The following is a 26,472-nucleotide window of genomic DNA, read 5'->3' as shown; positions in this document are numbered from 1 at the left end:
GGGGAGTGTGGGCTACGTGACGATGCATTCGGCGACCTTGGCCATCAACGAGACGCTCCAGGCCCGCCGGGCCGCGGGGCAGAAGGTGCTGCACCTGGGGTTCGGCGAGGCAGGCCTGCCGGTGCCGGATTCGGTTGCCGAGGTGCTCGCCGGTGCGGCCGGACGCAACGGCTACGGGCCGGTGGTCGGATCCTTGGCTGCTCGGGAGGCCGCGGCCGGCTGGTTCTCCCGGCGAGGCCTGCCGACCCGTCCCGACCAGGTGATCTTCGCGCCGGGCAGCAAGCCGTTGCTGTTCGCTCTGCTCCTGGCGCTGCCCGGGGACGTCGTGCTGCCGTGCCCGTCATGGGTGAGCTACGCGGCCCAGGCGTCGCTGGCGGCGAAGCGGACCATCGGGGTTCCGATCCCGGCCGAGGCCGGCGGCGTGCCGGATCCGCAGCTGCTGGAACAGGCTCTGGAGGAGGCGCGGGCGACCGGTGCCCGGCCGGGAATTCTCGTGCTGACCGTGCCCGACAACCCGACCGGCACGGTGGCGCGCGTGGAGCACGTGCGCGAGGTGTGCGCGATCGCCGAGAGGTGGGGGCTGGCGGTGATCGCGGACGAGATCTACGCCGACCTCGTCCATGACGGCCGGATGCCGCACGCCACGGATTTCCTGCCGCAGCGCACGGTGGTGACCACCGGGCTGAGCAAGTCGATGGCCCTGGGCGGCTGGCGGATCGGCATGGCCCGAGTGCCTCAGGGTGCCTGGGGGCAGAGCCTGATGGGCGACCTGGTCGGGGTGGCCAGTGAGATCTGGTCGAGCCTGGCCGCGCCCATGCAGGCGGTGGCCGCTCATGTGCTGCAGGACCCGGCGGAGCTGGTGACCCACGTCGCGCGGTCACGGGTGGCGACCAGCCTGCTGTACGGGGAGTCGGTCGCCGAGCGCCGGCAGGCGCTGGACAGCGACGACCCGGCGTCCCTGCCGTGGATAGCGTCCTCGCTGGAGCACCTGCGCGGCGCGCTGAGCAGCCTGCCCCAGCCCGCCTTTCACTCCTCCCGGGCTTCGTAGACGGAGAACGTTTCGAGCAACTCCTCTTCCCGAAGCAGGGTGGAGCGGGCCTCGTGCCCGCGGGCTTGGGCCACTCCGGTGGCCAGCGCCTGGACGAGGGAGGTGAAGGCGGTCAGCGACCTCAGCACGAACGGCCCGGCGGCGTCGATGTAGAACGCCTGATCGGCCGTGGTGGCCAGGGGCGAGGACGGGTTGTCGGTCAGCGCCAGGCACCAGGCGCCGCGGGAGCGCGCCCATGCTGCGGCCTTGACCGTCTCGGCGCTGTAGCGGTGGATGGAGATCGCCACGAAGCAGTCGCCCTCCTGAACGCGGCGGAGCTCGTCGGTCAGGCTGCCGGCGGCGCCCGTGACGGTGTGCACGTCCTCACGGAGCATGCGCAGGAGGTAGCCCAGCAGGTAGCCGGGCGCATGGCACTTGCGCAGTCCCATCACGTGGACCCGCGGGCTGTCGGCGAGGGCCTTGACGGCAGCCTGCCATGCCTCGGGGTCCAGCCGCGCGAAAGTACGGGCGATGTTGGCCTGGTCGAGGGCGACGGCCTGCTCCAGCAGGTCGCCGCCCTCGGCGGTGAGCTGCTGGAGCTGGTTGTAACGGCGCAGCAGCTGGGCCTGCTCCCGCAGCCGTTCGCGGCACAGCCGGGTCAGACCGGGGTAGCCGTCCAGGCCCAGGCTCGTGGCGAACCGGACGACGGTGGCCTCGTTCACCCCGACCGCGGACGCCAGATCCGAGACCGTCATGAAGGCCACGCCCTCGGGGTCGGCCATCACCCGGTCGGCCAGCAGGCGCTGGGAACGGGTCAGCGTGGTGGCGCGCTGGTGCAGGACGGCCACGAGTTCGTCGTAGGTCTGCGGCGGGGACTGCGGTTGAGAGGCCATGTCAGTGATTCTCTCGCGAGCTGCCCGGTGCGCCCCGGAGCCCTGTTCAGCTGCGCAGACTCCACTGCTGGTTGCCCGCGCCCGAGCAGGCCCAGAGCTGGATCTTCGTCGCGTTCGCCGTGCCCGTGCCGGTGGCGTCCAGGCACAGGCCCGACTGCACTCCGGTGATCGTGCCGTTGGCGTTGACGTTCCACTGCTGGTTGGCCTGCCCGTTGCAGTCCCAGATCACCACCGCCGTGCCGTTGCCGGTGCCCTGGCCCGAGGCGTCCAGGCACTTGTTGCCGTAGACCATGAGCTGCTTGCTCGCCGTGGCGGTCCACCGCTGGTTGGCCCCGCCGTTGCAGTCCCACAGCTGGGCCTGCGTGCCGTCGGCCGTGGCGGAGTCGTTGATGTCCACGCAGCGGCCCGACGCCTGGCCCACGATCTCCTGGCCGCCGGCGGGCGGGGGATTCGGGGAGCCGAACTGGCTGAAGAACTTCCACACCTCGCCGGACGTCCAGGTGTGCCAGCCGTCGCAGGTGCACCCGTCGATCGGGCCGGGGTCGTGACCCGCTCCGTCGAAGGCGGCCCATTCGACCGGATACCCGGGCTTGCACCCGGAGTAGCTGGTGACGATGTGGGTCAGGCTGCCGTAGGCCGGCTCGGGCGGGTTCTGCGGGGTGCAGCCGTTGTTCCTGACGAACTGATCACGCAGCGCCCGTCCCCCGGCGATCGGCAGGACGTTGTCCCGCAGGCCGTGGAGCCCCATGTAGGCGATCGGTTGGGTACCGCCGTCGCATCCGCTGAGGTCCGCTCCCGAGTAGACCGCGACCGCGCGGAAGACCGTCGGCCGGGCGCAGGCGAGCGCGTAGGTCATCGAGCCGCCGTAGCTGAAACCGGCGGAGAAGAGCTGGGTCGGGTCGACGCACAGACCGGCTTCGAGCTGCCCGACCATGTCGTCGACGAAGGTGACGTCCTGGCCGTTGGAGTTGGCCCAGCCGTTGTTGAGCCCCTGGGGTGCGACGAAGATGGTGCCGTTGCTGTCGTTGTCCGCCAGTCGCCGCAGGCCGTAGTAGGACCAGTTGTACCCGTCGGTGCCGCCGGAGTCGACGTCGTCGGCGGTGCCGCCCACCCAGTGGAATCCGAAGACCAACCGGTAGGGGTGGTTCTGGTCGTAGCCGGCGGGGACCCTCAGGATGTAGCTGCGGTTCTGGCCGCTGCTGGTGATCGTGTGGGTGCCGCTCGCCAGCGCCGGTGCGCTGCCGCAGCCGGCGGTGCCCGCGGCGGCCCTGGCCGGGGCGGCGGTCGCGCTGAAGCCTGTGCCCGGCGCCACGCTGATCACCGCCAGGATGAGGACCATCGAGGTCAGCAGGGATGCGAACAAGCCGCTGCGCTTGGTCATGCCGGCGTCCATTCGTAGGTGGCGATGCCGTGGCCGGGCAGCGAGTCGCTGAAGTGCTGTCCGCCCCAGCTGGTGCTGAACGGCTGGGTCGAGCCGGAGGTGTTGTCGACGATCAGCACGAGGGAGCCGTTGGGGTTCTGGAACGCGACGTCGTCGAGGTTCGCGCTGGTGCTCGACGCGATGCGCTTGGCACCGGGCAGCACGAACTTGCTGAAGTGGCCGACGGAGTAGTACCCGGCGTCGTACGTCACGTTCCCGGTGCCCTGGTCGATGGTGACGAGCGGGGTGCAGGCGTTGCAGCCGCCGGGGATCACCGGGCCGTTGTTCTGGTCCTCGGCGATGTTCCACATCGTCGCGGTCCGCGCCCAGTTGCGGGTGCTCTGGATGAAGGTCTCGATCGCGTTCTGCGGGTCGATGCCGTCCGAGCACTCGGTCTCGTAGTTGTCCTTGGTCGGGAAGGCCGCCTGCATCGTCCCGATCGCGTCCAGGCCGCCCGCGTAGCAGTGCCAGGCCGTGCCGGCGAGGTACTTGGCGGCGCCGGCGTCCTGCATCAGCGGCTCGGCGTAGCTGCCGAGCACGTTGGAGTTGAAGTCGGTGCCGAGCACGGCGGGGTTGAGATTCGCCTGGGCCAGCGCGGGACCGAGGTCGTTCGCGACGAAGGCGGCTTCGGCCTGCTCGCTGAACTCCATGCCCGGGTAGGCGGAGCCGTAGCCCGGTTCGTTCTGCGGGGTGATCGCGTAGATCGGGACGCCCTGCGCCGCGTAGCCCTGCAGGAACTTCACGAAGTACTGCGCCAGCGGTCCGTAGCTGGAGGCGAGCAGTGTGCCGGCGTTGCCGGTGTTGTTCATCTGGCCGTTCGCCTTCATCCAGCCCGGCGGGCTCCACGGGTTCGCCAGGAGCTTCAGGCCCGGGTTGAGCGCCATCGCCTCCTTCAGATCCGGAACGATGTAGCCGAGGTCGTGGCCGATCGAGAAGTTCGCGAGCGCCGGGTCGGGGCGGGTCCACTTCTGGTTGGTCTGGCCGCTGCAGCCCCACAGTTGGGCCGGCGAGCCGTTGCCCGTGGCCGCGCCGGTGACATCGAGGCACAGGCCGGACTGCACGCCGGTGATCGTGCCGTCGATGTTGAGCTTCCACTGCTGGTTCGGCTGGCCGTTGCACGTCCAGAGGATCACCTTGGTGCCGTTGGCCGTGCCCTGGCCGCTGGCGTCCAGGCACTTGCCGGCGATCTGCAGTTGTGCGGCGCCGGTGTAGCCGAACTGCTGGTTCGCGTTGCCGCTCGTGCAGTCCCAGATGTAGACCTGGGTGCCGTTCGCCGGGTTGCCGGTGTCGTCCAGGCAGCGTCCGGACCCCACGCCGACGGTCGTGCCGGTGGAGACCGAGAGGCCGTCGTCGTACGAGTACGGCTGCGCCGTGGCGGAGAAGTCGGACGAGCCCATCGGCACCCGGACCCAGCTCATGCCGATGCCCTGACTCGGGCTGAACAACGCGTTCATCAGGTTCGTGTGCGCGGCGCCGCTCAACTTGTCGGACAACAGCCAGGCCGACGTGTCCGTCATCGCGGCACCGAAGCCGACGATGCTCTGGAAGGTCTGCGTGTTGTCGACGCTGATGGTCGCCGAACCGGACGTGGCGGAGAAGCCGAGGTCGGCCTGCTGCGTCAGGTGCTGGCTCAGATCCGAGGTGGTCAGCCACTTCTGGACCACCTCACCGGCGGCCGAGGCGGGCGGCGCCGGCATCACCGCCAGCGTGAGTCCGAACGTACCGGCCAGCGCGCCGGCCAGGCTGACGCGGCGTATTCCTCTCAACATCGTTGTCAAGCCTCTCGGTTGGCGAGAAGGGGGGAGGCACAGCGGGGAAGCACAGCGGGGAAGGCACAGCGGGACGGCACAGTGGGACCGCACAGTTCGGTCCGCCGCCGTAGCCGCCGCAGACCGGGATGGCCGGGCACTGCTGCTTGCCGCCGCCGTTGCACGACCTGACGGGAGATGTGAGCGCTCACATCTGCGACTGCAGTTCAGGGGCGCTTCAGAATGTTGACAGTGCATCACTGTCTGTGGGCTGTCAAGGAGTCGTGCACTCTTTCGTCACTCCTGGCACTGCGGCCCGATCGGCCCGATCGCACCCACGAGGGTGCCACGGAGAGGGCCGTGCGAGGTGGCCGATCGACAGCGCGCACTCACCTGGGAGTCCATGGGAGCGCGCCCACTTCGAACAACCAGCTCTGTCATGACCCTTGACGGACCATCATCACCCTGGCTTTATGTGTTTGGGCATTGGCGAGAGCGCCAGCCAACTGATGGAAGCGCTCCCACGCTTCCCAGGACTCCACCAGGAATCCGATCAGGACTCCGCCGAGCAAGGCGCCACCCGGGCCCACCCACCCCCACCCGAAGGGACCCGATCGTGCCCCACCTCACGTTCCGCAGACTCCGAACGGCCGCCGCCGCGGCCGCACTCGGCGCCGCGGCCCTCGTCCCCATGGTCGGTGCGCAGACGGCACACGCCGCCGCCACCCACCTGGTCAACCCGTTCGTCGGCGCGACCGGCTACATCAACCCCGACTACACCTCCGAGGTCAGCGCCCAGGCCACCGCCGACGGCGGCACGCTGGGCGCCACGGAGGCCCAGGTCGCGAGCAACTCCACCGCCGTCTGGATGGACCACATCGGCGCCATCGCGGGCGACGGCGGCCGCCTGGGCCTGCGCGCCCACCTCGACCGGGCGCTGGCCCAGTCGGCGAGCAGCAACACCCCGGTGGTCTTCCAGGTGGTCGTCTACGACCTGCCCGGGCGCGACTGCGCCGCGATCGCCTCGAACGGCGAGCTGCCGGCCACCGCGGCCGGGCTGGCGACGTACGAGAGCCAGTACATCGACCCGATCTCGGCGATCCTGGCCGACCCCAAATACGCCTCGCTGCGGATCGCCGCGATCATCGAGCCGGACTCGCTGCCGAACGCGGTGACCAACCAGAACAAGCCGGCCTGCGCCACCGCGACGCCGTTCTACGAGACCGGCGTCGAGTACGCGCTGAACAAGCTGCACCCGATCGGCAACGTCTACGACTACCTGGACATCGGCCACTCCGGCTGGCTCGGCTGGTCGAGCAACATGGTCCCGGCCGGCCAGGAGTACGCCAAGATCGCCAAGGCCACCACGGCCGGCTTCGCCAGCGTGGACGGCTTCATCAGCGACACCGCGAACACCACCCCGCTGAACGAGCCGTTCCTCACCGACCCCGACCTGCAGGTCGGCGGCAAGCCGCTGAAGTCCGCCAACTTCTACCAGTGGAACCCGGACTTCGACGAGTACACCTACGACACCCAGATGTACTCCACCATGGTGTCGAACGGTTTCCCGAGCACCATCGGCTTCCTGGTGGACACCTCGCGCAACGGCTGGGGCGGCAGCGCCCGGCCCACCGGGCTGAACACCAGCCCGACCACCCCCGACGCCTACGTGGCGGCCAACAGGGTGGACCAGCGCCCGTTCCGCGGTGACTGGTGCAACATCAACGGCGCGGGCATCGGCGCCCGGCCGCAGGCCCAGCCGTACGGTGCCGCCAACCCGATCATCGCCTTCCTCTGGGTGAAGCCCCCGGGCGAGTCGGACGGCGACTACCCGAGCGCGACCCACCCGCACGGCGACCCGCACTGCGACCCGAACGGCACCCAGACGGACGGCAACGGCGGCACCTACCCGACCGACTCCCTCGGCACCGCCAACGTCCCGGCCGGCCAGTGGTACGGCGCCGAGTTCCAGCAGCTGGTCCAGAACGCCTACCCGTCCTTCGGCTCCACCGGCGGCGGTGACACCACCCCGCCGAGCACCCCCGCCGGGCTGACCGTCACCGGCACCACCACGAGCAGCGCCTCGCTCTCCTGGACCGCCTCGACCGACAACGTCGGCGTCACCGGCTACAACGTGTACCGCAACGGCACCAAGGTCGCGACCACCAGCACGACCGGCTACACCGACACCGGCCTCGCGCCCGCCACCGCCTACCAGTACACCGTCGCCGCCTACGACGCCGCCGGGAACCTCTCTCCCGCCTCCGCCGCGGTCACCGCGACCACGGCCGGCAGCGGGGGCGGAACCGGAAGTGGCGGCTGCACCGCGACGTACTCTGTGTCCAACGACTGGGGCAGCGGCTTCAACGCCAACGTCACCGTGGCCAACACCGGCAGTGCGGCCACCAAGTCCTGGAAGGTGACCTGGACCTGGGCCGGCAACCAGCAGGTGACCAACGCCTGGAACGCCACCGCCACGCAGACCGGCAGCGCGGTCAGTGCCGCCAACGCGGGCTACAACGGCGCGGTGGCCGTCGGCGGCAGCACCAGCTTCGGCTTCTCGGGCAGCTACTCGGGCAGCAACACCGCCCCGACCCTGACCTGCGCCGCAGGCTGATCCTGCGCCATTCCCCCCACGGGGCCGGCCGGTCCACCCACCGGCCGGCCCCACTCCTCTGTTCACAGGAGCGCTCCCATGAGTCCCCGCACCGTGCTCGTCACGGCCGCGGCGGCCGCCGGCACACTGGCCGCGGCACTGCTGCTGCCCGCCGGCGTGCTACCCGCCGCCGCTGCCAACGGCACTTCCTGCTCAGTCGGTTACAGCACCAACGACTGGGGCAGCGGGTTCACCGCGAACCTCACCATCACCGACACCGGCAGCACCCCCATCAACGGCTGGACCCTCGGCTACACCTACACCGGCAACCAGACCCTCACCAACGGCTGGAACGGCACCTGGACCCAGACCGGCAGCACCATCGCCGTCACCAACCCCGGCTACGCCAGCACCATCAACCCCGGCACCAGCTACACCACCAGCGCCAACTTCAACTACAGCGGCAGCAACACCGCCCCCACCGCCTTCACCGTCAACGGCACCGTCTGCGGCCCCACGTCCACGCCGACTCCCACGCCCACTCCCACGCCCACCCCGTCTGCGTCCGGCACCCCAGCGCCCGGGGGTGCCGCGTCGGCACTGCACGTGGTGGGCAACCACCTCCAGGACGCCACCGGACGGACCGTCACCCTGCACGGCGCCGACCGCTCCGGCGCCGAGTTCGCCTGCGTGCAGGGCAACGGCATCTTCGACGGCCCGGTGGACCAGGCCTCCATCGACGCGATGAAGAGCTGGCACCTCACGGCTGTCCGGATCCCGCTCAACGAGGACTGCTGGCTCGGCCTGCCGAACGTCCAGGCGGCCTACGCCGGCTCCACCTACATCAACGCGATCAAGTCCTACGTGCAGCTCCTGCACCAGAACGGCCTGAACACCATCCTGGACCTGCACTGGACGGACGGCGCCTACACCGGCAACGCCTCGGCCTGCACCTCCGCCACCGCGACCTGCCAGAAGCCGATGCCCGATGCCGCCAACGCGATCCCGTTCTGGCGCTCGGTGGCCGCCACCTTCAAGGGCGACGACGCGACCGTCTTCGACCTGTTCAACGAGCCCTACACCTCCCGCGCGACCGGCAGCGAGGCCAGCGGCTGGGCCTGCTGGCGCGACGGCGGCAGCTGCCCGGGCATCGGCTACCAGGTGGCCGGCATGCAGTCGATGGTGGACGCGGTGCGGGGCACCGGCGCGGACAACGTGCTGATGCTCGGCGGGATCGAGTGGGCCAACGACCTCACCCAGTGGCTGGCCTACGAACCGACCGACCCGCTGCACCAGTTGGCCGCCTCCTGGCACTCCTACAACTTCAACGCCTGCTCCTCGTCCAGCTGCTGGGACAGCCAGATCGGGCCCGTCGCGGCAGCCGTGCCGGTGATCACCGGCGAGCTCGGCGAGAACGACTGCGGGCAGGGCTACCTGGACTCACTGCTGCCCTGGCTGGACCAGCACGGGGTCTCCTACCTCGCGTGGGCCTGGAACACCTGGGACTGCTCCAGCGGCCCCGCGCTGATCTCGGCCTACGACGGCACGCCGACCGCCTTCGGGGCGGGCTACCGGGCCCACCTCGCCGCGCTCGGCTGACCCCGCCGCTGACCCCGCCGCCGGCCGCACTGCCGGGCGGGCTGCCGGGCGCCTCTCAGGGCGCCCGGCACTTCGCCATGCCCGGGACTCCGCCGCATCCGGCCGGCTCCGGCCCCCGACCGTCACGACGAGTCCCTCACCACCAGCTCCGTCGCCAGCACCAACTGCCGCCTGGCCCGGGTCGGTTGGGCAATCTCCTCGAGCAGCAGCCGAGCCATCGAGCGGCCCATCTCCTGGGTCGGCTGGCGCACGCTGGTCAGCGGCGGGTCGGTGTGCCGGGCCACGATCGAGTCGTCGAATCCCACCAGCGCGACATCGTCCGGCACCCGCCGCCCGGCCGCCCGGAGCACCTGGAGCGCACCTGCCGCCATCACGTCCGAGGCGCAGAAGAGCCCGTCCAACTCGGGTGCGCGCGAGAGCAGGTCGGTCATCGCGGCCCGGCCGCCGTGCTCGGTGAAGTCCGCCACGGCGACCAGTTCCGACGGCATCCGCTCGGCCGCCGAGTCCGTCCGGGCCTCCTCCGCGAGAGCGGCGCGATAGCCCGCCAGTCGCGCCTCCGCGCCCTCCAGGTCGAGCGGCCCGGTGATCGTGGCGATCCGCCGGCAGCCGCGCCGCAACAGGTGCCGCACGGCCATCCGGGCCCCGCCCGCGTTGTCCGCCGCCACGTAGCTCAGCGGCTCGTGCTCACCGCGCCGCCCCGCCAGCACCGCCGGGATGCCCAGCTGCTCCAGCACCCCCGGCAGCGGATCGTCGCGGTGCACCGCCACCAGCAGCACCCCGTCCACCCGGTGCGCCCGCAGATAGGCGGAGAGGCGGTCCCGCTCCCGCTGGTTGCGCACCAGCATCAGCAGCAACTGCATGTCGGTGTCGGCGAGTTCGGCCGACACCCCGCTGATGATGTCCGCGAAGTACGGCTCCGAGAAGAGCCGCGTCTCCGCCTCGGGCACCACCAGCGCGATCGCGTCCGTCCGCGAGGTGACCAGCGTGCGCGCCGCCAGGTTGGGGACGTAGCCCAGCTCGGCCACCGCCCGCTCCACCGCCGCCCGCGCCCGGTCACTCACCCGCGGCGACCCGTTGATCACCCGGGACACCGTGCCCCGGCCGACACCGGCGAGCGCGGCCACCTCCTCAAGGGTCGGCCGGGGGCGGGGATCCCCCCGATCCGCCTTGGCGGGGCGCGGTGGGGTGGCGGTCATCGGCGGCCTCGTCGGCTGCGGGCCGTCCGTCGGCCTTGTCTGCTGCGGATCATCTGCCGGCCTCTCCGGTGCTGCTCATCGGTGTCCTGACTCGCGAGAGTACCGCCGGTCGGGGCGAGGGTACCGCCGGTCGGGGCCAACTCCACCAGGACACGCATCGGTTACATCCAAGCCTCCCCCTTGACACAGATCGCCGCCAGGCCGCACCCTTCCGGCAGGCACTGGGAGCGCTCCCACAGACCGACAGTACTGCACCGAAGAGCCCACCGAACGGCCGCACCGAGTACAACTCCGGTACGGCGGCCCCGAAGGAGCCCCTGTGCACCAGACTCGAACCACCCGCCCCCGCAGATCCGCCCTCCTCGGGCCGGCTGCGCTGGCCGCCGCCGCGCTACTGCTGGCCGGCTGTTCCTCCAGCGGTGGCGGCTCCCCCGCCGCTGCCGACTCCAGCCAGAAGATCACCCTGACCGTGGGCGACTTCGGCACCTTCGGCTACAAGGAGGCCGGCCTCTTCGACGCCTACATGGCGGCCCACCCGAACATCACCATCAAGGAGGACACCACCACCGCCGAGGCCGACTACTGGACCGCGCTCCAGACCCACCTGGCGGCGGGCAGCGGCATGGACGACGTGCAGGCCCTGGAGGTCGGCCGGATCGCCCTGGCCACCTCGGACGCGCTGAGCAGCGCCTTCGTCGACCTCTCCAAGGCGCCCGGTGTCAGCAAGGGCGACTACCTCCCCTGGAAGTGGCAGCAGGCGACCACCGCCGACAACCGCACCATCGGGCTCGGCACCGACGTCGGCCCGATGGCCATCTGCTACCGGCAGGACCTCTTCCAGGCCGCCGGCCTGCCCAGCGACCCGGCCGCCGTCAGCGCGCTCTGGGCCGGCGACTGGTCCAAGTACGTCGAGCAGGGCAAGGCGTTCCAGGCCAAGGCGCCCAAGGGAACCTACTTCATGGACACCGCCACCGGCCTGTTCAACGGCGTGGTCTCCTCCTCCGCCCAGCAGTACTACAAGGGCGGCAAGCTCGACTACAAGGACTCACCGAGCGTCAAGTCCGCCTGGAGTCTGGCGATGCAGGCCGACTCGGCCGGACTATCCGAGGGCCTCAAGGAGTTCGACCCGCCGTGGCAGACCGCCTTCGCGCAGTCCACCTTCGCCACCACGATCTGCCCGTCCTGGCAGCAGGCCAACATCCAGAAGTTCTCGGGCACGGCCAACGCCGGCAAGTGGAACATCGCCCAGGCTCCCGCGGCCGGCGACTGGGGCGGGTCGTTCCTGAGCGTGCCGAGCTCCGGCAAACACCAGGCGGCGGCGGAAGCGCTGGTGGCCTGGCTGACCGCCCCCGAGCAGCAGGCGAAGGTCTTCCAGGCAGTCGGCAACATCCCGTCCAACCAGGGCGCGTACTCGCTGAGCCAGCTGACCGACTACAAGAGCACGTACATCGGCCCGAACGCCCCCACCGGCCAGATCTTCTCTGCCGCGGCCAAGGCGATCCAGCCGGCCGAGACCGGGCCGCACGCCGGTGACCTGCAGAACGACTTCAGCAACGGGATCCTGCTGGTCGAGCAGAACCACAAGAGCGCGACCGACGCTTGGAACACCACGGTCCAGCAGATCGACAGCAGCATCCAGTGATCCGACCTCCCGGGGCCGGACTGCCGCCCGCCCGGCCCCGGGACCGACTCCACGGAAGGAAGACACCCGTGGTCACCCCGACCGAGGACCGGCGCCGCCAGGCGTGGCGCAGCCGGCTCTATCGCTGGGACAGCAAGGGCTCGCCCTACGCGTTCGTCGCACCGTTCTTCGTCGTCTTCGCCGCCTTCGGGCTCTTCCCGCTGCTGTACACCGGCTGGCTCTCGCTGCACCAGGTGAGCCTCTACAACGTCAACCAGGCGCGCTGGGTGGGCCTGCAGAACTACACCGACCTGTTCACCGGCGCGCCCAGCCGGTTCTTCTGGAACGCGCTGCGCAACACCGTCACGCTCGGCGCGCTCTCCACCGTTCCGCAGCTGGCGATGGCCATCGGGCTGGCCCATCTGCTCAACTACCGCTTGCGCGGCCGCGGTTTCCTGCGCACGGCGCTGCTCGCGCCGTACGCGACCTCGGTGGCCGCCGCCACGCTGGTGTTCGCGCTGATCTTCAGTCCCGAGGGCGGGATGGCCAACTGGTTCATCCACCTGCTCGGCTTCGCCCCCGTCAACTGGGAGGCCGGCAAGTGGACTTCACAGTTCGCCATCGCCACCATCGTGACCTGGCGGTGGACCGGCTACAACGCGCTGATCTACCTGACCGCGATGCAGGCGGTGCCGGGCGAGCTGTACGAGGCGGCTGCCATCGACGGCGCGAGCCGGCTGCGCCAGTTCTGGCACGTGACGGTGCCGGCGCTCCGGCCGACGATCCTGTTCACCGTGGTGATCTCCACCATCGGTGCCACCCAACTCTTCGGTGAGCCCTTCCTGTTCGGCGGCCAGAGCGGCCACCAGGGCGGTGCCGACAACCAGTACGAGACCCTCGGTGTGCTGATGTACGACCAGGGATTCCACAACAGCATGCTGGGCCGGGCCTCGGCGGTGGCCTGGACGATGTTCGCGCTGCTCCTGCTGCTCGGCCTGGTCAACGCCCTGATCGCCCGTCGGCTGCGGCGGTCGCAGTGACACATCCCCCACAAGGAGTGTCCCCACGAGGAAAGGTGTGGCGAACCATGGCCCGAGCCGGGCGCACCCACCACGCCGGCCCGGTCACCTACGCGGTGCTGGCGCTGGCCGCGCTGGCATCGCTCTTCCCGCTCTACTGGACGCTGGTGGCCGCCTCCACCGACGCCCACCGGGTGGTCTCCAGCCCGCCGCCGCTGGTCCCCGGCGCGAACCTGTTCCGGAACCTCTCCTACGTCTGGCACCACGCGGGCGGCCGGGGCATGGGCCCGGCGCTGCTCAACTCCACGCTGGTCGCGAGCTCGGTGACCCTCGGCACCGTGCTCTTCTCGGTGCTGGCGGGATTCGCCTTCGCCAAACTGCGGTTCGCCGGGCGGGGTGTCCTGATGGGCCTGCTGGTGGCCACCCTGGCGGTCCCCGCGCAACTGAGCGTGGTGCCGCTGTTCATCCTGATGCGGCAACTGGGCTGGGGCAACCACCTGCAGGCGCTGATCATGCCCACGCTGGTCACCGCGTTCGGCGTCTTCTTCATGCGTCAGTACCTGGTCCAGGCGTTGCCGACCGAGCTGCTGGAGGCGGCCCGCACCGATGGCGCCAACTCGCTGCGGGTGGTCTGGCACGTGGTGCTCCCGATCGCCCGTCCGGCGATGGCGGTCCTGGGCATGCTGACCTTCGTCCAGTCCTGGAACGACTTCCTGTGGCCGATCATCGCGATGAACGGCGCGACCAACCCGACCGTGCAGGTGGCACTGGCCGGCCTCGGCACCGGCTGGTCCACCGACTGGTCGGTCATCATGGCCGGAGCACTGATCGGCACCCTGCCGCTGTTGCTGGTGTTCGTCCTGTTCGGCCGTCAGATCGTGGGCGGCATCACCCAGGGCGCCGTGAAGGGCTGACCCGCCGTTGCTCCCCCCTCCTTCTGTTGCGCCCTACCTCTACTGCCCCCTACTTCGTTGGGAGCTCTCCACATGACCTTGGCATCCCGCAGCACCGATCGTGCCGACTCCCCGCGGCGGCAGCCGCCACCGCAGGTCTTCCCGCCCGGCTTCCGCTGGGGTGCCGCCACCGCGGCCTACCAGGTGGAAGGCGCCGTCCGGGAGGACGGACGGACGCCGTCGATCTGGGACACCTTCAGCCACACCCCCGGCCGGGTGGCCGACGGCCACACCGGCGACCTGGCCACCGACCACTACCACCGGTTCCGCGAGGACGTCGCCCTGATGGCCGAACTCGGCCTCAAGGCCTACCGGTTCTCGATCTCCTGGCCGCGGGTCCAGCCGACCGGCCGCGGTCCGGCACTGGAAGCCGGCCTGGACTTCTACCGGCGGCTGACCGACGAGCTGCTCGCACACGGGATCCAGCCGGTGGCCACGCTCTACCACTGGGACCTGCCACAGGAGTTGGAGGACGCGGGCGGCTGGCCGGTGCGGGCCACCGCCGAGCGGTTCGGTGACTACGCCCGACTCGCGGCCGAGGCCCTGGGCGACCGGGTGCCGGTGTGGACCACGCTCAACGAGCCGTGGTGCTCGGCCTTCCTCGGCTACGGCTCCGGCGTGCACGCGCCGGGCCGCACCAGTGCGGCCGACGCGCTGCGTGCCGCGCACCACCTCAACCTGGGCCACGGCCGGGCGGTGGCCGCGCTGCGCGCCGCGCTGCCGAGCTCCGCCGAGCTCTCCATCAGCCTGAACCTGCACCAGGTGCGGGCCCTGACGGACGCTCCCGACGACCTCGACGCGGCCCGGCGGATCGACGCCGTGGGCAACCGGATCTTCACCGGCCCGCTGCTGCACGGGGGCTACCCCGCGGACCTCAAGGCCGACACCGCGCACCTGGTGGACTGGGAGCAGCTGGTGCAGCCGGCCGACGAGGAGGCGATCGGCGCGCCGATCGACCTGCTGGGACTGAACTACTACACCCCGACCCTGGTCTCGGCGGCACGGGAGGGAGCCGGCAGCAGCGCCCACGACGCGCACGGCAACAGCGAGCACTCGCCCTGGCCGGGCGCGGAGCAGGTGCTGTTCCACCTGCCGCCGGGCGAGACCACCGCGATGGGCTGGTCGATCGACCCGACCGGCCTGTACGACCTGATCACCGCCACCGCCCGCGCCAAACCGGGCCTGCCGCTGCTGGTCACCGAGAACGGCGCCGCCTTCGAGGACACCGTCGCCGCCGACGGCACGGTGCACGACCCGCAGCGGATCGCCTACCTGCACGCCCACCTGGCCGCCGTGCACCGGGCGATCGCGGACGGCGCGGACGTGCGCGGCTACTTCCTCTGGTCGCTGCTCGACAACTTCGAGTGGTCCTACGGCTACCACAAGCGGTTCGGCGCGGTCTATGTGGACTACCCGACCCAGCGCCGGATCCCCAAGTCCAGTGCCGCCTGGTACGCCCGCACCCTGCGGGCCAACGCGCTGGAGGCACTGACGGAGTAGGGCCATGGCAGCGCAGGACAGGACAGGACAGCGCAGGGCAGGGCAGCGCAGGGCATCGCAGGCCTAGCGGCCGGGGTCGGTGGCCGTCGCGGTGGCGTGGTGGGCACAGGAAAGCGCGACGGTGAGGGGCCAGAGGGACTGGGTGGCGGTGACCAGGCGTTCGGCGATGCCGGCCGGGCCGTGGGCGCGCAGGGCGAGGAGGAACCAGGCGGCGCCGGCCAGCATGGCGACCGTCACCAGGAGTGAGGGGGTCAGACGCAGTGCCCAGGGGGCGGCGCGGGTGGTGGCGGCGGCCAGGCAGGGCCAGACGCAGAGGAGGGCGAAGCCGGCGCCGGTGACCACGCCGTGGCGCAGCGAGCCGCCGTGGGCCGGGGTCGGGGAGAGGGCGACCAGGATCGACGCCACGCCGCCGCCGGCCAGGGCGACCCGGCCTGCCGTGGCGGCTGGGCGCAGGCCGAGGGCGGTGATCAGGTGGCAGGCGCCGAGGGTGGCCAGCGCGGCCACCATCAGCCACTGACCAGGGGCGCCGTCGGCCTCCAGGGAGCTGATCGTCTGGGTGGCCGGGTCGTAGCCGGGGCCCTGGACCAGGCCGGCCGCGATCCAGCCGGCGATCAGCACGGCGGGCGCGCAGGCGGCCGACAGCAGGGCCCACCACGGGACGGTGCGCATCGGACCCCCGTAGCTCTCCGCTGTTCCGCGCGGGTCGTGGCGGACCGGCGCCATTGCCGGCCCCGGCCCCGGCCCCGGGGGCTCAGGCCGCCTCGGCACTGACCCGGCCGGACTTGACCGCGTCCACCAGGGCCTGGTGGTCGCGTTCGTTCTGGTCGGCGTAGGCCTCGGCGAAGGTGACCAGTGCGCGGTCGAAGACGTCGCCGTTCCCGAGGTAGGCGGCGATCGCGATCCGGTCGCCGGACCTGGCGTGGGCGCGGGCCAGCGTGGCACCGCAGAGTTCGCCGAACAGGCCCATGCCCTGCGGGATCATCTGCGAGGGATCCACGATGCCCTTCCAGTCGCGCAGTTGGCGCACGTAGAAGTCGCGGTCGCGGCCGTCGGCCCCGATCACGTGCTCCCAGCCGAGGAAGATGTCGCTCGCGGCCTGCATCAACCGCTGCCCGGCGACCACCCGTTCGCCCTGGGTCGGGTACTCGCTGGCGCCCGCGAAGGGGGCCAGTACCGAGGTGTCGGCCTCCTTCGCCTGCAGGAAGAGCGGGTCCGTGCCGTCGCGGCCGAGCAGCAGGATGATCCAGCAGCGGGTGCCGACGCTGCCGACGCCGACCACCTTGCGGGCCATGTCGACGACGCCGAACTGCCCGAGCAGGTGCCGTCGGTCCGACTGGAGGGTGCGCCGGTAGCGTTCGATCAGCTCGTTGAGCTGCCCCGCGACCACCGCGCGCTGCGTGTCGGTGAAGAGCTCGGCGATCGGCACGACCAGCGGCGGCGTGGAGACGATCCGGCGTTCGCCGTTGACCACTTCGGTGAGCTTCTCGAAGGCCTGGAGACTGTCCCGCCCGCGCGCCTTCGTCAGCGCCTCGGAGAGCTTCTTGCGGCCGCGCTTCTGCAACTCGCCTGCCGCCACTGCCTCCAGTGTCTGAGCGTCGGCGCGGGCGTACCAGACGGCGAGGTTCGACAGCTCGGCGAAGCCGTGCATCTTCTCGCGGTACGAGCGCACGGTGGCGAGCACGATCTCGGCGCGCTCCCGGGTCGAGAAGCCGTTCTCCCGGGCGGCGATGACCATGCTGGTGGCGAGCCGCTTGACGTCCCACTCCCAGGGCCCGGGCAGCGTCTCGTCGAAGTCGTTGATGTCGAAGAGCAGGTTCCGCTCCGGCGAGGCCAGCAGACGGAAGTTCAACATGTGTGCGTCACCGCAGAGTTGGGCGTACAGGCCGGAGCTCCGGGTGCGTGCCAGGTCGCCCGCCATGATCGCGGCAGCGCCCCGGTAGAAGCGGAACGGCGACTCCGTCATCCGGCCGTAGCGGATCGGCACCAGCTCCGCCACCCGCGCGGCGGACTGCTCCTCGATGACGGAGACCGGGTCCGTCCGGTCCGGTGGCAACGGCAGCTCGGCGTGGCTGGACCTGGGGGCGTCCGCCCGGGCCGCCCGCCCGCGCGCCGCGCGCTCATCGGGGGACGGCCGCCGGACGCCGTGCGGGGAAAGATCCGCGATACGAGTCATCGGAGAACCTCCTGACCGTGGAACCGGCGCTCGTCATTCCATGCTGCGCGCCACCGGCACGATGCGCGCACCGGGGTGGTCGGTGATATCACGGTTTCTAGGGCAGTCGGCTTTTCGCACGACTTCGCACGGGGGTGCCGGAGTCTGGACTGCCGTGCCAACCGTACGGAGTGCAGAACGGAGTGCAGAAATGTACGACCTGCTGGCGAAGACGGACTATCCGCTGCTGGACATCTTCTGGACCATGCTGTGGTTCTTCCTGTGGATCATCTGGCTGATCCTGCTGTTCCGGGTCATCACCGACATCTTCCGGGACCCCGAGATGCACGGCTGGGGCAAGGCGGGCTGGCTGGCCCTGGTGATCCTGCTGCCGTATCTCGGCGTCCTGGTGTACCTGATCGCCCGCGGCCGCTCGATGGCCGAGCGCGAGGTCAAGTCGGCGCAGGAGCGCGAGTCGGAGTTCAAGGCGTACGTCCGCGATGCCGCCTCGGAAGGGGGCCAGGGCGGGGGCGGCCAGGGCAACCAGGCCGACCAGCTCGCGAAGATCGCCGAGCTGAAGGAGAAGGGCCATCTGACCGAGGAGGAGTACCAGCAGGCGAAGGCCAAGATCCTCGCCTGACGGAGAAACCCGCTGACTCCTCGGTGGGCTGCCGTCACTTGACCGGCGGGCCGGTGCGGGGCCGGGGCGCCGGGTCGAGGGAGACGACGATGTCCCCCGGCCCGGGCACCGGGCGGCCACCGCCGGTCACCGGGTCGAGCCGGCCGTCGGGGCGCACCACGAAGAGCAGGTCGTGCCCGAGCAGCTCGGGCAGCTCGCGCAGCTGCCCGGGTGGCTCGGGCGACTCGGCCGACCCCGGCCGGGGCTGCGGCGCCGAGCCGCTGCGCGACGACGCCGGCGCCGGCCTGGTAGCGGCGGGCCAGCTCCGGCCCGGTCAGCCCCGCGCCGAAGAGCACGTCGGCGCCCAGGAACGGCGCCACCACGCCGTGGCTGTCGGCCGGCGGCCCGAGCCGGTAGACCGCCGGCTCCGCGCCGGACTGGAGGAACTCCGAGGCCAGCGCGTTGAAGTCGTCCTCCGCGGTGAGCAGCAGCACGGCGGTGATGCCGGACAGTTCCGCGCCCTCGCCGGTGGCCGCCGCGAGCAGCTCGCCGGGCGCCAGCTCCAGGCCCGCCTGCTCGATCCGCTCCCGCTGCGCCTCGCGGCCCGCCCACATCAGCACGTCCAGACCGGCCGCCCGCAGCGCCCGGCCGAGGTCGACCACCCACGGCTCGCCACCGACCAGCAGCGGCCGGGACCGGGCCGGACGGACGACGCCGAGGCGGCGCGCCACCGGGCCTGCGGTCAGCCCGTACAGCGTCACCGTCGCGACGATGACCACGAACACGGCCGGCAGGATCTTCTGGGCGCCGCCGATCCCCCGCTCCACCAGCGCGGCCGAGAAGGTCGAGGCGGTCGCGGCCGCGACGATGCCGCGCGGGGCCATCCAGCCGACGAAGGCACGCTCCTGCCTCGGCAGGTCGGTGCCGAGCGCGGACAGCGCCGCCACCAGCGGCCTGGCCACGATCACCAGGACGGCCGACAGGCCGAGCGCGGGCAGCAGCAGGTGCGCCAGCGACTTCGGGGTGACGGTCGCCGAGATCGAAACGAAGAGCACCCCGAGGATCAGCGTCACCAGGGTCTCCAGGAACGGCCGGCGCACCGGCACGTCGAAGCTCGGCAGATTGGCGACGGCGAGTCCCATGATGACCGAGGAGATCAGGCCCGAATCGTCCCTGATCACGTCACAGGCCGCCGCCACCGCGACCACCACGGCGAGCTGCGCCGCCGTGCCGAGCACCTCGCCCAGGGCGAGCCGGCTCAGCAGCAGCCACAGCACCGCGCTGCCGATCGCCCCGCCGGCCAGGCCGATCCCCACGCTGCCCAGGAACTGGGTGACGCCACCGCCGAGGTGGCGCCCGTGGCTCGCGTCGATCGCGTGGAACACCAGCGCGCCCAGGATCCCGCCGACCGGATCGATCAGCGAGCCCTCCCAGATCAGGATGTGCTGCAGCCGGTCCTTCGGCCGCACGAAGCCGAGCAGCGGGCCCACCACGGTCGGCCCGGAGACCACCAGGATCACGCCGAGCATCAGCGCCGCCCGGCCGCTCAGGCCGAGCAGCGGCTTCGCGACGACGGTGGCGATCGCCCAGCTGAGCAGCACACCGATCCCGATCAGCCGGATCACCACCCGGCGGGTGTGTCCGGTCAGCTTCTCCAGGTCGAGCCCGAGCCCCGCGTCGTAGAGGATCACCGCCACGGCGAGCGAGACGAGCGGCGAGAACGCGGTGCCGAGCAGCCGCTGCGGATCGACGTCCTGGGTCAGCGCGCCGGCGGCGAAGCCGACCGGCAGCAGGATGATCAGCGCGGGGATCCGCAGCACGCTCGCCAGGATCTGCGACCCCACGGAGAGCAGCAGGATCAGGCCCACGCCGATCAGGACCTGGTTCGCCGTCATCTGGTCACCCTTGTCATCCTTGTCATCCGGTCGGCTGTGTCATCGGGTCTGCTCCCGGCGGCAGGCCGTTCTCACGCGATCAGCTCGTAGCTGCTCCGGCCGACCAGCCAGAGGCCGATCAGCAGCGACAGCGCGATGACCAGCTGGTTCTGGTGCTCGGTGAGGGCCCGGCGCAGCCTGGCGAGCCGGGTCTGGGTGGCGACCGGCGAGAGGGCCGCGGAGAGCTGCATCGCGAGCAGGCTCGCCGAGGCGAGCAGACAGAAGAGGACCAGTGCCAGCGCGGAGCCGGCGCCGGAGACCTTGGCCTCCACCACGGTCGCGGCCCCTGCGGCGACGAGTCCCCAGGGCTGGAGCAGCACCGCGAGCACGGCCGCGCTCCAGACGGAGGCCCGAGCCGGATGCCGCCTCGGCAGCCAGGCCGGGCGCCAGTGCGGGCGGGACGGCTCGCGGTTCGGCTGGGCCGGCTGGGACGGCTGGGACGGCTGGGACGGCTGACGGAGCCGGCGCCACCGGTAGCCGGCGAAGGCGACCAGCCCGACGCCGACGGCCAGCTTGACGGCCAGCGCCCCCGTGCCCGGCGCGCCGTGCGGGGCGGGCGGCTTGCCCCCGGTGAACAGCACGACAGCGGTGACCACGACGGCCAGGCAGCCGAGCCAGGCGGACACGAACACCAGGCCCTTGCGCAGGCCCCGCTCCGCCGACAGCAACAGGATGAACGCGGTGATCGGCACCGGCTCCAGGGTGATCGCCAGACCGATCAGCGCCAGGTCGAGGTTCATCGGCCCACGGCCCGGCACCGCTGCGGGCTCTGCTGCATGCACGGCCTCCTCGATCCGGCGGAGCCGGCCACCCGGGACACCGGGCAGCCTGCGGACGAACGCGGGTCGAATCAAGCGAGACACGATCAGGGCGCCGGAAGTGGGTGCCGGGTTCGCCCGTTCGGACACCGCGGGCGGCCGCCTGCTCGACATGCACCGCCCTGCGCGCGGTGATGCAATGACTTCGGGGGCGCCGGCCGCGGAAAAGCGCGCGGCCGGGAAGTGCGTGCCCGTGCCCGAGTAGTGCGTGGCCGAATCACGCGAGGAGTCGACGTGAGTGACGAGATCAGCGGCATCAGCGACGACGTTGACATGGACGACGAAGTCGACGAGATGGGCCCGATCGATTACCTGGTCGTCGAATTTCCGGGCAGCCGGATGACCGGTGAGGGGCTGCCCCTGCTCGTCGATCTGGTGGATCGGGGAATCATCCGCATTCTCGACCTGGTCTTCGTGAAGAAACTGCCGGACGGATCGGTCGTCGGCCTGGAGATCAGCGATCTCACCGGGGACGGCTCCATCGACCTGAGCATCTTCGAGGGCGCCGCCTCCGGCCTGCTCGGTGAGGACGATCTCGCCGAGACGGGCGCAGCCCTGGAGCCCGGCAGCTCGGCCGGCATCGTGGTCTACGAGAACCTCTGGGCGGCCCCGCTCGCCGCGGCCCTGCGGCGCGGCGGCGCCCAGCTGGTGGCCGGCGGGCGACTGCCGGTCGAGGAGGTGCTCGCCTCGCTGGAGGCCGCCGAGGCCGGGGCCTGACCGGGACCGGTCCGTTCCAGTACCGACGTGGAAGGTGAACGACATGCCAGGACTCCTTCGAGGTGTCGCCCGCACCGCAGTGGTCGCCGGGACGGCGACCGCGGTCTCCAACCGGGTGTCGCGCCGGCAGGCGGGGCGCTGGGCGGAGCAGGAGCAGCAGCAGGCCGCCGCGGCGCCGGTCTACGCGGCACCGGCCGCTCCGCCGCCTGCCGCGCCCGTGGCGGCGACCAGTATGGACAGCAAGATCGCGCAGTTGAAGGACCTCGGTGACCTGAAGACCCAGGGCCTCCTCAGCGAGGCGGAGTTCGAGGCGCAGAAGAAGCAGATCCTCGCCTCCTGAACAACCGGCGAGCGCGCTCCCGGGCGCGGACCTGAGCTCGGACCTGAGCGCGGGCCCGGGTCCGGGCGCGAACGCGTGCGCGGACCCCGGCGCGGAGCAGGGCGAAATGCGGAGGAAAAGGGCAGCCGACTGGCACCATCGACCGAGACCCGGGCACCCGGCCGGGGCTAGGAGGCAAGCCTGATGTCAGCGGACGAGTCGGCGCCGGACCAGTCGGCAGGCGATCCGTCCCCACCGGCCCGCGAAGCGGCGGCCTCCGGGCCCCCGGGCTCAGGACCCCAGAGCGCAGGGCCGGCGGCCGCCGATCCGTTCGCGCCGCTGCGGGCCAAGGGCTACCCGGTGCTCCTGGTGATCGCCGCCGTGCTCGGCGTCGTCCTCTCCGCCGCCGCCTACGGATTCCTCCAGCTCACGACGCACCTGCAGCGGGCGCTCTACAGCGACCTCCCCCAGGGCCTCGGCTTCCACGGCGTGCCCGCCTGGTGGCCGGTGCCACTGCTCGGGGTGGCGGGCCTGCTGGTCGCGGTGACCGTCCGCTACCTGCCCGGCAACGGCGGTCACCAGCCGGCCGAGGGCTTCAAGGCCGGGGGCGGCACCGCCCCGGCCGCCGAGCTCCCGGGCATCCTGATCGCCGCAGTCGTCTCGATCGGCTTCGGCGCGGTGATCGGGCCCGAGGCGCCGCTGATCGCGCTCGGCGGCGGCCTGGCCGTCTACGCCGTCCGGCTGATCAAACCGGACCTGGATGCGAAGACGCTGGCGGTGATCGGCGCGGCCGGGAGCTTCGCCGCGATCAGCGCACTGCTCGGATCACCGCTGATCGGCGCGTTCCTGCTGATGGAGGCGTCCGGGCTCGGCGGCGCGATGCTCGACGTCGTGCTCGTGCCCGGACTGCTGGCCGCCGGGGTCGGCTCGCTCGTCTTCACCGGGCTCGGCGACTGGGCCGGGTTCGGCGTCGGCACGCTGACGATCCCCAGCCTGCCCGCGGTGAGCCGCCCGGACCTCGGTCAGTTCGGCTGGGCGCTCGCCATCGGGGTCGCGGCGGCGTTCGCCGGCAGCGCCGTGCAGCGCCTCGCGCTCTTCCTCCAGCCGAGGGTGAACCGCCGCCGCCTGCTGCTGACGCCGCTGGCCGGCCTGGCGGTGGCGGGGCTCGCGGTCGGGTACGCCGAGGGCGTCGGGAAGCCCGCCTCCGACGTCCTCTTCTCCGGTCAGGCCGCGCTGCCGAACCTGCTGGTCCAGCACGCGAGCTACTCGGTGGGGGCGCTGGCGCTGCTGCTGGTGTGCAAGTGGCTCGGCTACGCGGCGTCGCTGGCGTCGTTCCGGGGTGGGCCGATCTTCCCCGCGCTGTTCCTGGGGGCCGCGGGCGGGATCCTCCTCTCGCACCTGCCCGGGCTGCCGTTCGTGGCCGGCGCCGCGATCGGCATGGGGGCGCTGTCGGTCGCGGTGCTCAAGCTGCCGATGACCTGTGTGCTGCTCGCCACGCTGCTGCTGGGCTCGGACGGGGTGACGGTGATGCCGCTGGTGATCGTGGCGGTCGTGGTCTGCCACGTCACCGTGTCCCGGCTCACCCCTCCCCCGGCGGCGGCGCGCCGGGCAACGGCTCCGGCTCCGGCACCGGCACCGGCCGGCTGACCCGGCGTCAGTCGGCTGCGCGGCGTCACCGACGGGCGGCGGCGGCCCGGAGCACGAAGTCGGAGACCAGCTCGGCCATCCGCTGCTGGTGGTCGACGATGAAGAAGTGCCCGCCGGAGAGCACTTCGAGCTCGAACTCGCCCTCGGTGTGCCCGCTCCACGCCTTGACCTCGTCGACGCCCGTCCACGGGTCGGCGTCGCCGGTGACGGCCAGCACGGGGCTGCTCAGCACGGGGCCGCTCAGCCCGGGGGCGGCCGGCTCGCAGCGGTAGCGCTCGACGGCGGTGTAGTCGCTGCGCACGGCGGGCAGCACCATCCGCAGGATCTCCTCGTCGGCCAGCAGACTCGCGTGCGTGGCGCTGAGTTCGCGCAGCTCGTCGATCAGGCCGGCGTCGTCGCGCAGGTGCACGGTGCCCTCGACGTGGATCGACGGCGCGCGCCGGCCGGAGACGACAACCGCCAGCGGCGGACGGCCGGCGGCCTCCAGCCGGCGGGCGACCTCGAACGCGAGGACGGCGCCCATGCTGTGGCCGTAGAGCGCGAGCGGGGCATCGCCCGGCAGGGCCTGGTGGATCCGGTCGGCGTACTCGGCCAGGTCCTCGATCCGCGGTTCGTCGCGCCGGTCCTGCCGGCCCGGGTACTGGAGCGTCAGGACGTCCAGCCGCGGGGCGAGGGCCGCCGAGAACGGGCGGAAGAAGCTCGCCGAGCCGCCGGCGTGCGGCAGCACGACCAGGCGCGGGGCGCCCGGGTCCGCCGGGTGGAAGCGACGGATCCAGCGGGGGTCGCCGAGGGCGGCCTCGGTCATCTTCTGATGTCCTTTCAGGGGTGTTTCCGGAGCGCGGCGCGCGGCCGCCACAGGGCAGCCGCGCGCCGGACAGGATCAGGGCGTGCGGAGCTGGTCAGCCGGCCGCCACGGCGGTCGACTGGAGCAGGCTGGCCAGCACCTTCGGCAGTTCGGAGGCCTGCTCGGCGGTCTGCGCCCGCCAGGCCACGTGCGCGTCGGGCCGGACCAGCACGCAGCCGTCCGCCTCGACCTCGCGCAGCCGCGCCCAGCTGCCGTACGGGTCGCGCAGGCCCTCGGCGGTGCCGATGGTGCGGACCGTCACCTCGACGCCGGTGAGCCGGGCCGCCTCGCGGGCCGCCTCGTGCCAGGCTTCGCCGCCGCGGCCGGTCAGCAGCACGAAGCGGCCGCGGCCGACGACGTCGAGCGTCGAGCAGCGGCGCAGCCCGTCCTCCAGCCAGGCGTGCGGCAGCCGCGCGCCGGGCCAGGTGGTGGCCTGGTAGTAGAGCTCCGGGTCCTTGTCCTGGGTCGGCTCGGGGGTGCCGTCGTCGAACCGGGCGCCGGCTCGGTAGCGGTAGCCGATCTCGACGCCGTGCGCGTTCACCTGGTAGTTGATCGCGTCGGTCGCCGCGGCCAGCGCCGTGCGCCGGGCCTCGGCCGCCTCGGTGTCGGCGGTGAGGCCGCGCAGCAGCTCCCACTGCTCCTCGGCGCTCTGGTCGGCGGTGAAGCCGAGCGCGCCGGGGATGCCGAGGAAGTCGAGCATGCTGCGCACCGCCCGGTCCACGATCTGCGCGCCGACCGGCACCCGCTCGCTCTGGTACGTCTCCAGCAGCGCCGGCCCGGCCGCGCCGTCCAGCACCAGCTTGAGCTTCCAGGCGAGGTTGAAGGAGTCGGCGATCGCCGAGTTGAGGCCCAGGCCGTTGGTCGGCGGCATCTGGTGCACCGCGTCGCCGACGCAGAACACCCGGCCGTCGAAGTTGCGCGGGGCGACGACCGCGTTGACCTCCCACGGCGAGACGTTCTTGATCTTGATCTCGACGGACGGGTCACCGATGCTCTCGCGGATGTGCGCGAGGATCTCCTCGTGGTCCTCCCGGTCGAACTCCGCGCCGTGGTCCAGGAACCGGAGGTAGACCCACTCGTTCCAGGGGCGGATGCTGACGAAGACCCGGCCGTCCTCCGGCGGGTTGCCGGGGACCGCGCCCATGTAGAGGATCGCCGGACGGTCCTCGCAGTAGCGCGACAGGTCGGCCTCGAACCAGACCGAGGCGACCTTGGCCAGCCCGGTCGGCCCCTCCACGGTGAGCCCGGCCTGCTCCATCACCCGGCTGCGCGCGCCGTCGGCGCCGATCAGGTAGTCGCAGCGGACCACGTACTCCTGGCCGGACTGCCGGTCGGCGACCACCGCGGTCACCCCGTGCTCGTCCTGCTCCATCCGCAGGAATTCCTGCCCGAAGCGCAGTTCGCCGATCCGGGCCTGCTCGATCTGCTCGACCAGCAGCGGCTCCAGCAGGTGCTGCGGCAGGTTGCACATGGTGGACGGGCTGGCCGCGAGGTAGTCGCCGATCCGCTCCGGGCCGTTGCCGTACGCGTCCAGCCGGCTCACCTCGGGGCCGGCGAAGGTGGACATGAAGATGTGGTTCGCGAGCAGCTTGCTGGGCGTGGCCTGCGCCAGCACCTGATCCTCGACGCCGAGATCGCGCAGGATCTCCCCGGTGCGCTGGTTGAGCAGGTGGGCCCGCGGGGTGTGCGCGGTGCCCTGGTACTTGCCGACCAGCAGGTGCCGGACGCCGTACCGGGAGAGCGCCAGCGAGGCGGCCAGGCCGGCCGGGCCCGCGCCCACGATCAGGACCGGGACGTGCACGTCAGCGGCACTGGCATTGGGGGCAGCGGCAGTTGAGGTGGAGGTCATG

General features: G+C 71.8%; 20 protein-coding genes. 11 read left to right on the top strand and 9 right to left on the bottom strand.

The annotated features are described in order from the left end of the window. Positions 1-22: 22 nt before the first annotated feature. Entirely contained in the window at positions 23-1,048 is a 1,026-nt protein-coding gene (locus AC060L_RS21050) for a pyridoxal phosphate-dependent aminotransferase (protein WP_483800422.1), read from the top strand. Here AC060L_RS21050 and AC060L_RS21045 read toward each other — a convergent pair. The 3 genes from AC060L_RS21045 to AC060L_RS21035 are packed head-to-tail and all read right to left on the bottom strand — an operon-like array spanning position 1,027 to position 5,109. Further along, positions 1,027-1,920: a MurR/RpiR family transcriptional regulator gene (locus AC060L_RS21045; protein WP_483800370.1), complete on the bottom strand. Its 894-nt coding sequence runs from the start codon at positions 1,918-1,920 to the stop codon at positions 1,027-1,029. The two genes, AC060L_RS21050 and AC060L_RS21045, sit on opposite strands and share 22 nt — an antisense overlap. A gap of 46 nt (positions 1,921-1,966) precedes the next feature. Beyond that, positions 1,967-3,259: an RICIN domain-containing protein gene (locus AC060L_RS21040; RefSeq protein ID WP_483800421.1), complete on the bottom strand. Its 1,293-nt coding sequence runs from the start codon at positions 3,257-3,259 to the stop codon at positions 1,967-1,969. 38 nt (positions 3,260-3,297) lie between these two features. Further along, positions 3,298-5,109, bottom strand: coding sequence for a ricin-type beta-trefoil lectin domain protein (locus AC060L_RS21035; RefSeq protein WP_483800369.1), 1,812 nt, complete (start codon positions 5,107-5,109; stop codon positions 3,298-3,300). Between the two features lie 595 nt (positions 5,110-5,704). Here AC060L_RS21035 and AC060L_RS21030 point away from each other — a divergent pair. Together AC060L_RS21030 and AC060L_RS21025 are read left to right on the top strand one after the other, a co-directional pair. Continuing rightward, on the top strand, positions 5,705-7,705 hold the full coding sequence (locus AC060L_RS21030) for a glycoside hydrolase family 6 protein (RefSeq protein WP_483800368.1): 2,001 nt from the start codon (positions 5,705-5,707) through the stop codon (positions 7,703-7,705). 78 nt (positions 7,706-7,783) lie between these two features. Further along, complete coding sequence (locus tag AC060L_RS21025; RefSeq protein WP_483800367.1) at positions 7,784-9,283, top strand: cellulase family glycosylhydrolase; 1,500 nt, start codon at positions 7,784-7,786, stop codon at positions 9,281-9,283. Positions 9,284-9,405: 122 nt separating this feature from the next. Here the strand turns inward: AC060L_RS21025 and AC060L_RS21020 are convergent, their stop codons facing one another. Beyond that, on the bottom strand, positions 9,406-10,479 hold the full coding sequence (locus AC060L_RS21020; RefSeq protein WP_483800366.1) for a LacI family DNA-binding transcriptional regulator: 1,074 nt from the start codon (positions 10,477-10,479) through the stop codon (positions 9,406-9,408). 319 nt (positions 10,480-10,798) lie between these two features. Here AC060L_RS21020 and AC060L_RS21015 point away from each other — a divergent pair, with 319 nt between their 5' ends. The 4 genes from AC060L_RS21015 to AC060L_RS21000 all read left to right on the top strand — a co-directional run bounded on the left by AC060L_RS21015 (position 10,799) and on the right by AC060L_RS21000 (position 15,572). Then, positions 10,799-12,121 (top strand): ABC transporter substrate-binding protein, encoded by a 1,323-nt coding sequence (locus AC060L_RS21015; RefSeq protein ID WP_483800365.1) that lies wholly within the window; start codon positions 10,799-10,801, stop codon positions 12,119-12,121. A 68-nt stretch (positions 12,122-12,189) separates the two neighbouring features. Continuing rightward, positions 12,190-13,140 (top strand): carbohydrate ABC transporter permease, encoded by a 951-nt coding sequence (locus AC060L_RS21010; RefSeq protein ID WP_483800364.1) that lies wholly within the window; start codon positions 12,190-12,192, stop codon positions 13,138-13,140. A gap of 47 nt (positions 13,141-13,187) precedes the next feature. Further along, positions 13,188-14,033, top strand: a complete 846-nt coding sequence (locus AC060L_RS21005) for a carbohydrate ABC transporter permease (protein WP_483800363.1) — start codon at positions 13,188-13,190, stop codon at positions 14,031-14,033. A gap of 72 nt (positions 14,034-14,105) precedes the next feature. Next, complete coding sequence (locus AC060L_RS21000; protein WP_483800362.1) at positions 14,106-15,572, top strand: GH1 family beta-glucosidase; 1,467 nt, start codon at positions 14,106-14,108, stop codon at positions 15,570-15,572. A gap of 63 nt (positions 15,573-15,635) precedes the next feature. On the opposite strand, the gene AC060L_RS20995 is transcribed toward AC060L_RS21000, so the two are convergent. Both AC060L_RS20995 and AC060L_RS20990 read right to left on the bottom strand, forming a co-directional pair. Next, complete coding sequence (locus AC060L_RS20995; protein ID WP_483800361.1) at positions 15,636-16,241, bottom strand: DUF998 domain-containing protein; 606 nt, start codon at positions 16,239-16,241, stop codon at positions 15,636-15,638. 82 nt (positions 16,242-16,323) lie between these two features. Further along, entirely contained in the window at positions 16,324-17,745 is a 1,422-nt protein-coding gene (locus AC060L_RS20990) for a DUF2252 domain-containing protein (protein ID WP_483800360.1), read from the bottom strand. Between the two features lie 190 nt (positions 17,746-17,935). Between AC060L_RS20990 and AC060L_RS20985 the strand changes: the two genes are divergently transcribed. After that, a complete protein-coding gene (locus tag AC060L_RS20985; RefSeq protein WP_483800420.1) occupies positions 17,936-18,364 on the top strand; it encodes an SHOCT domain-containing protein in 429 nt (142 codons plus the stop codon). A gap of 1,945 nt (positions 18,365-20,309) precedes the next feature. Here AC060L_RS20985 and AC060L_RS20980 read toward each other — a convergent pair. Then, entirely contained in the window at positions 20,310-21,017 is a 708-nt protein-coding gene (locus AC060L_RS20980; RefSeq protein WP_483800359.1) for a GAP family protein, read from the bottom strand. Positions 21,018-21,368: 351 nt separating this feature from the next. On the opposite strand from AC060L_RS20980, the gene AC060L_RS20975 reads away from it, so the two are divergent. The 3 genes from AC060L_RS20975 (at position 21,369) to AC060L_RS20965 (ending at position 23,778) form a co-directional block, all read left to right on the top strand. Then, positions 21,369-21,812 carry a DUF6325 family protein gene (locus AC060L_RS20975; RefSeq protein WP_483800419.1) on the top strand — a complete coding sequence of 148 codons (444 nt, stop codon included), beginning with the start codon at positions 21,369-21,371 and terminating at the stop codon, positions 21,810-21,812. A 43-nt stretch (positions 21,813-21,855) separates the two neighbouring features. After that, the gene (locus AC060L_RS20970) at positions 21,856-22,152 is read left to right on the top strand and encodes an SHOCT domain-containing protein (RefSeq protein WP_483800358.1); all 297 of its coding nucleotides are present in this window, start codon (positions 21,856-21,858) and stop codon (positions 22,150-22,152) included. A 183-nt stretch (positions 22,153-22,335) separates the two neighbouring features. Then, positions 22,336-23,778 carry a chloride channel protein gene (locus AC060L_RS20965; RefSeq protein ID WP_483800357.1) on the top strand — a complete coding sequence of 481 codons (1,443 nt, stop codon included), beginning with the start codon at positions 22,336-22,338 and terminating at the stop codon, positions 23,776-23,778. A gap of 25 nt (positions 23,779-23,803) precedes the next feature. On the opposite strand, the gene AC060L_RS20960 is transcribed toward AC060L_RS20965, so the two are convergent. Continuing rightward, positions 23,804-24,583 carry a thioesterase II family protein gene (locus AC060L_RS20960; protein ID WP_483800356.1) on the bottom strand — a complete coding sequence of 260 codons (780 nt, stop codon included), beginning with the start codon at positions 24,581-24,583 and terminating at the stop codon, positions 23,804-23,806. A gap of 94 nt (positions 24,584-24,677) precedes the next feature. Next, complete coding sequence (locus AC060L_RS20955; RefSeq protein WP_483800355.1) at positions 24,678-26,471, bottom strand: FAD-dependent monooxygenase; 1,794 nt, start codon at positions 26,469-26,471, stop codon at positions 24,678-24,680. Between the last annotated feature and the right edge of the window lies 1 nt (position 26,472).

This window comes from Kitasatospora sp. NEAU-69 (assembly GCF_057158765.1).
This window is presented reverse-complemented; position numbering and strand designations above follow the sequence as displayed.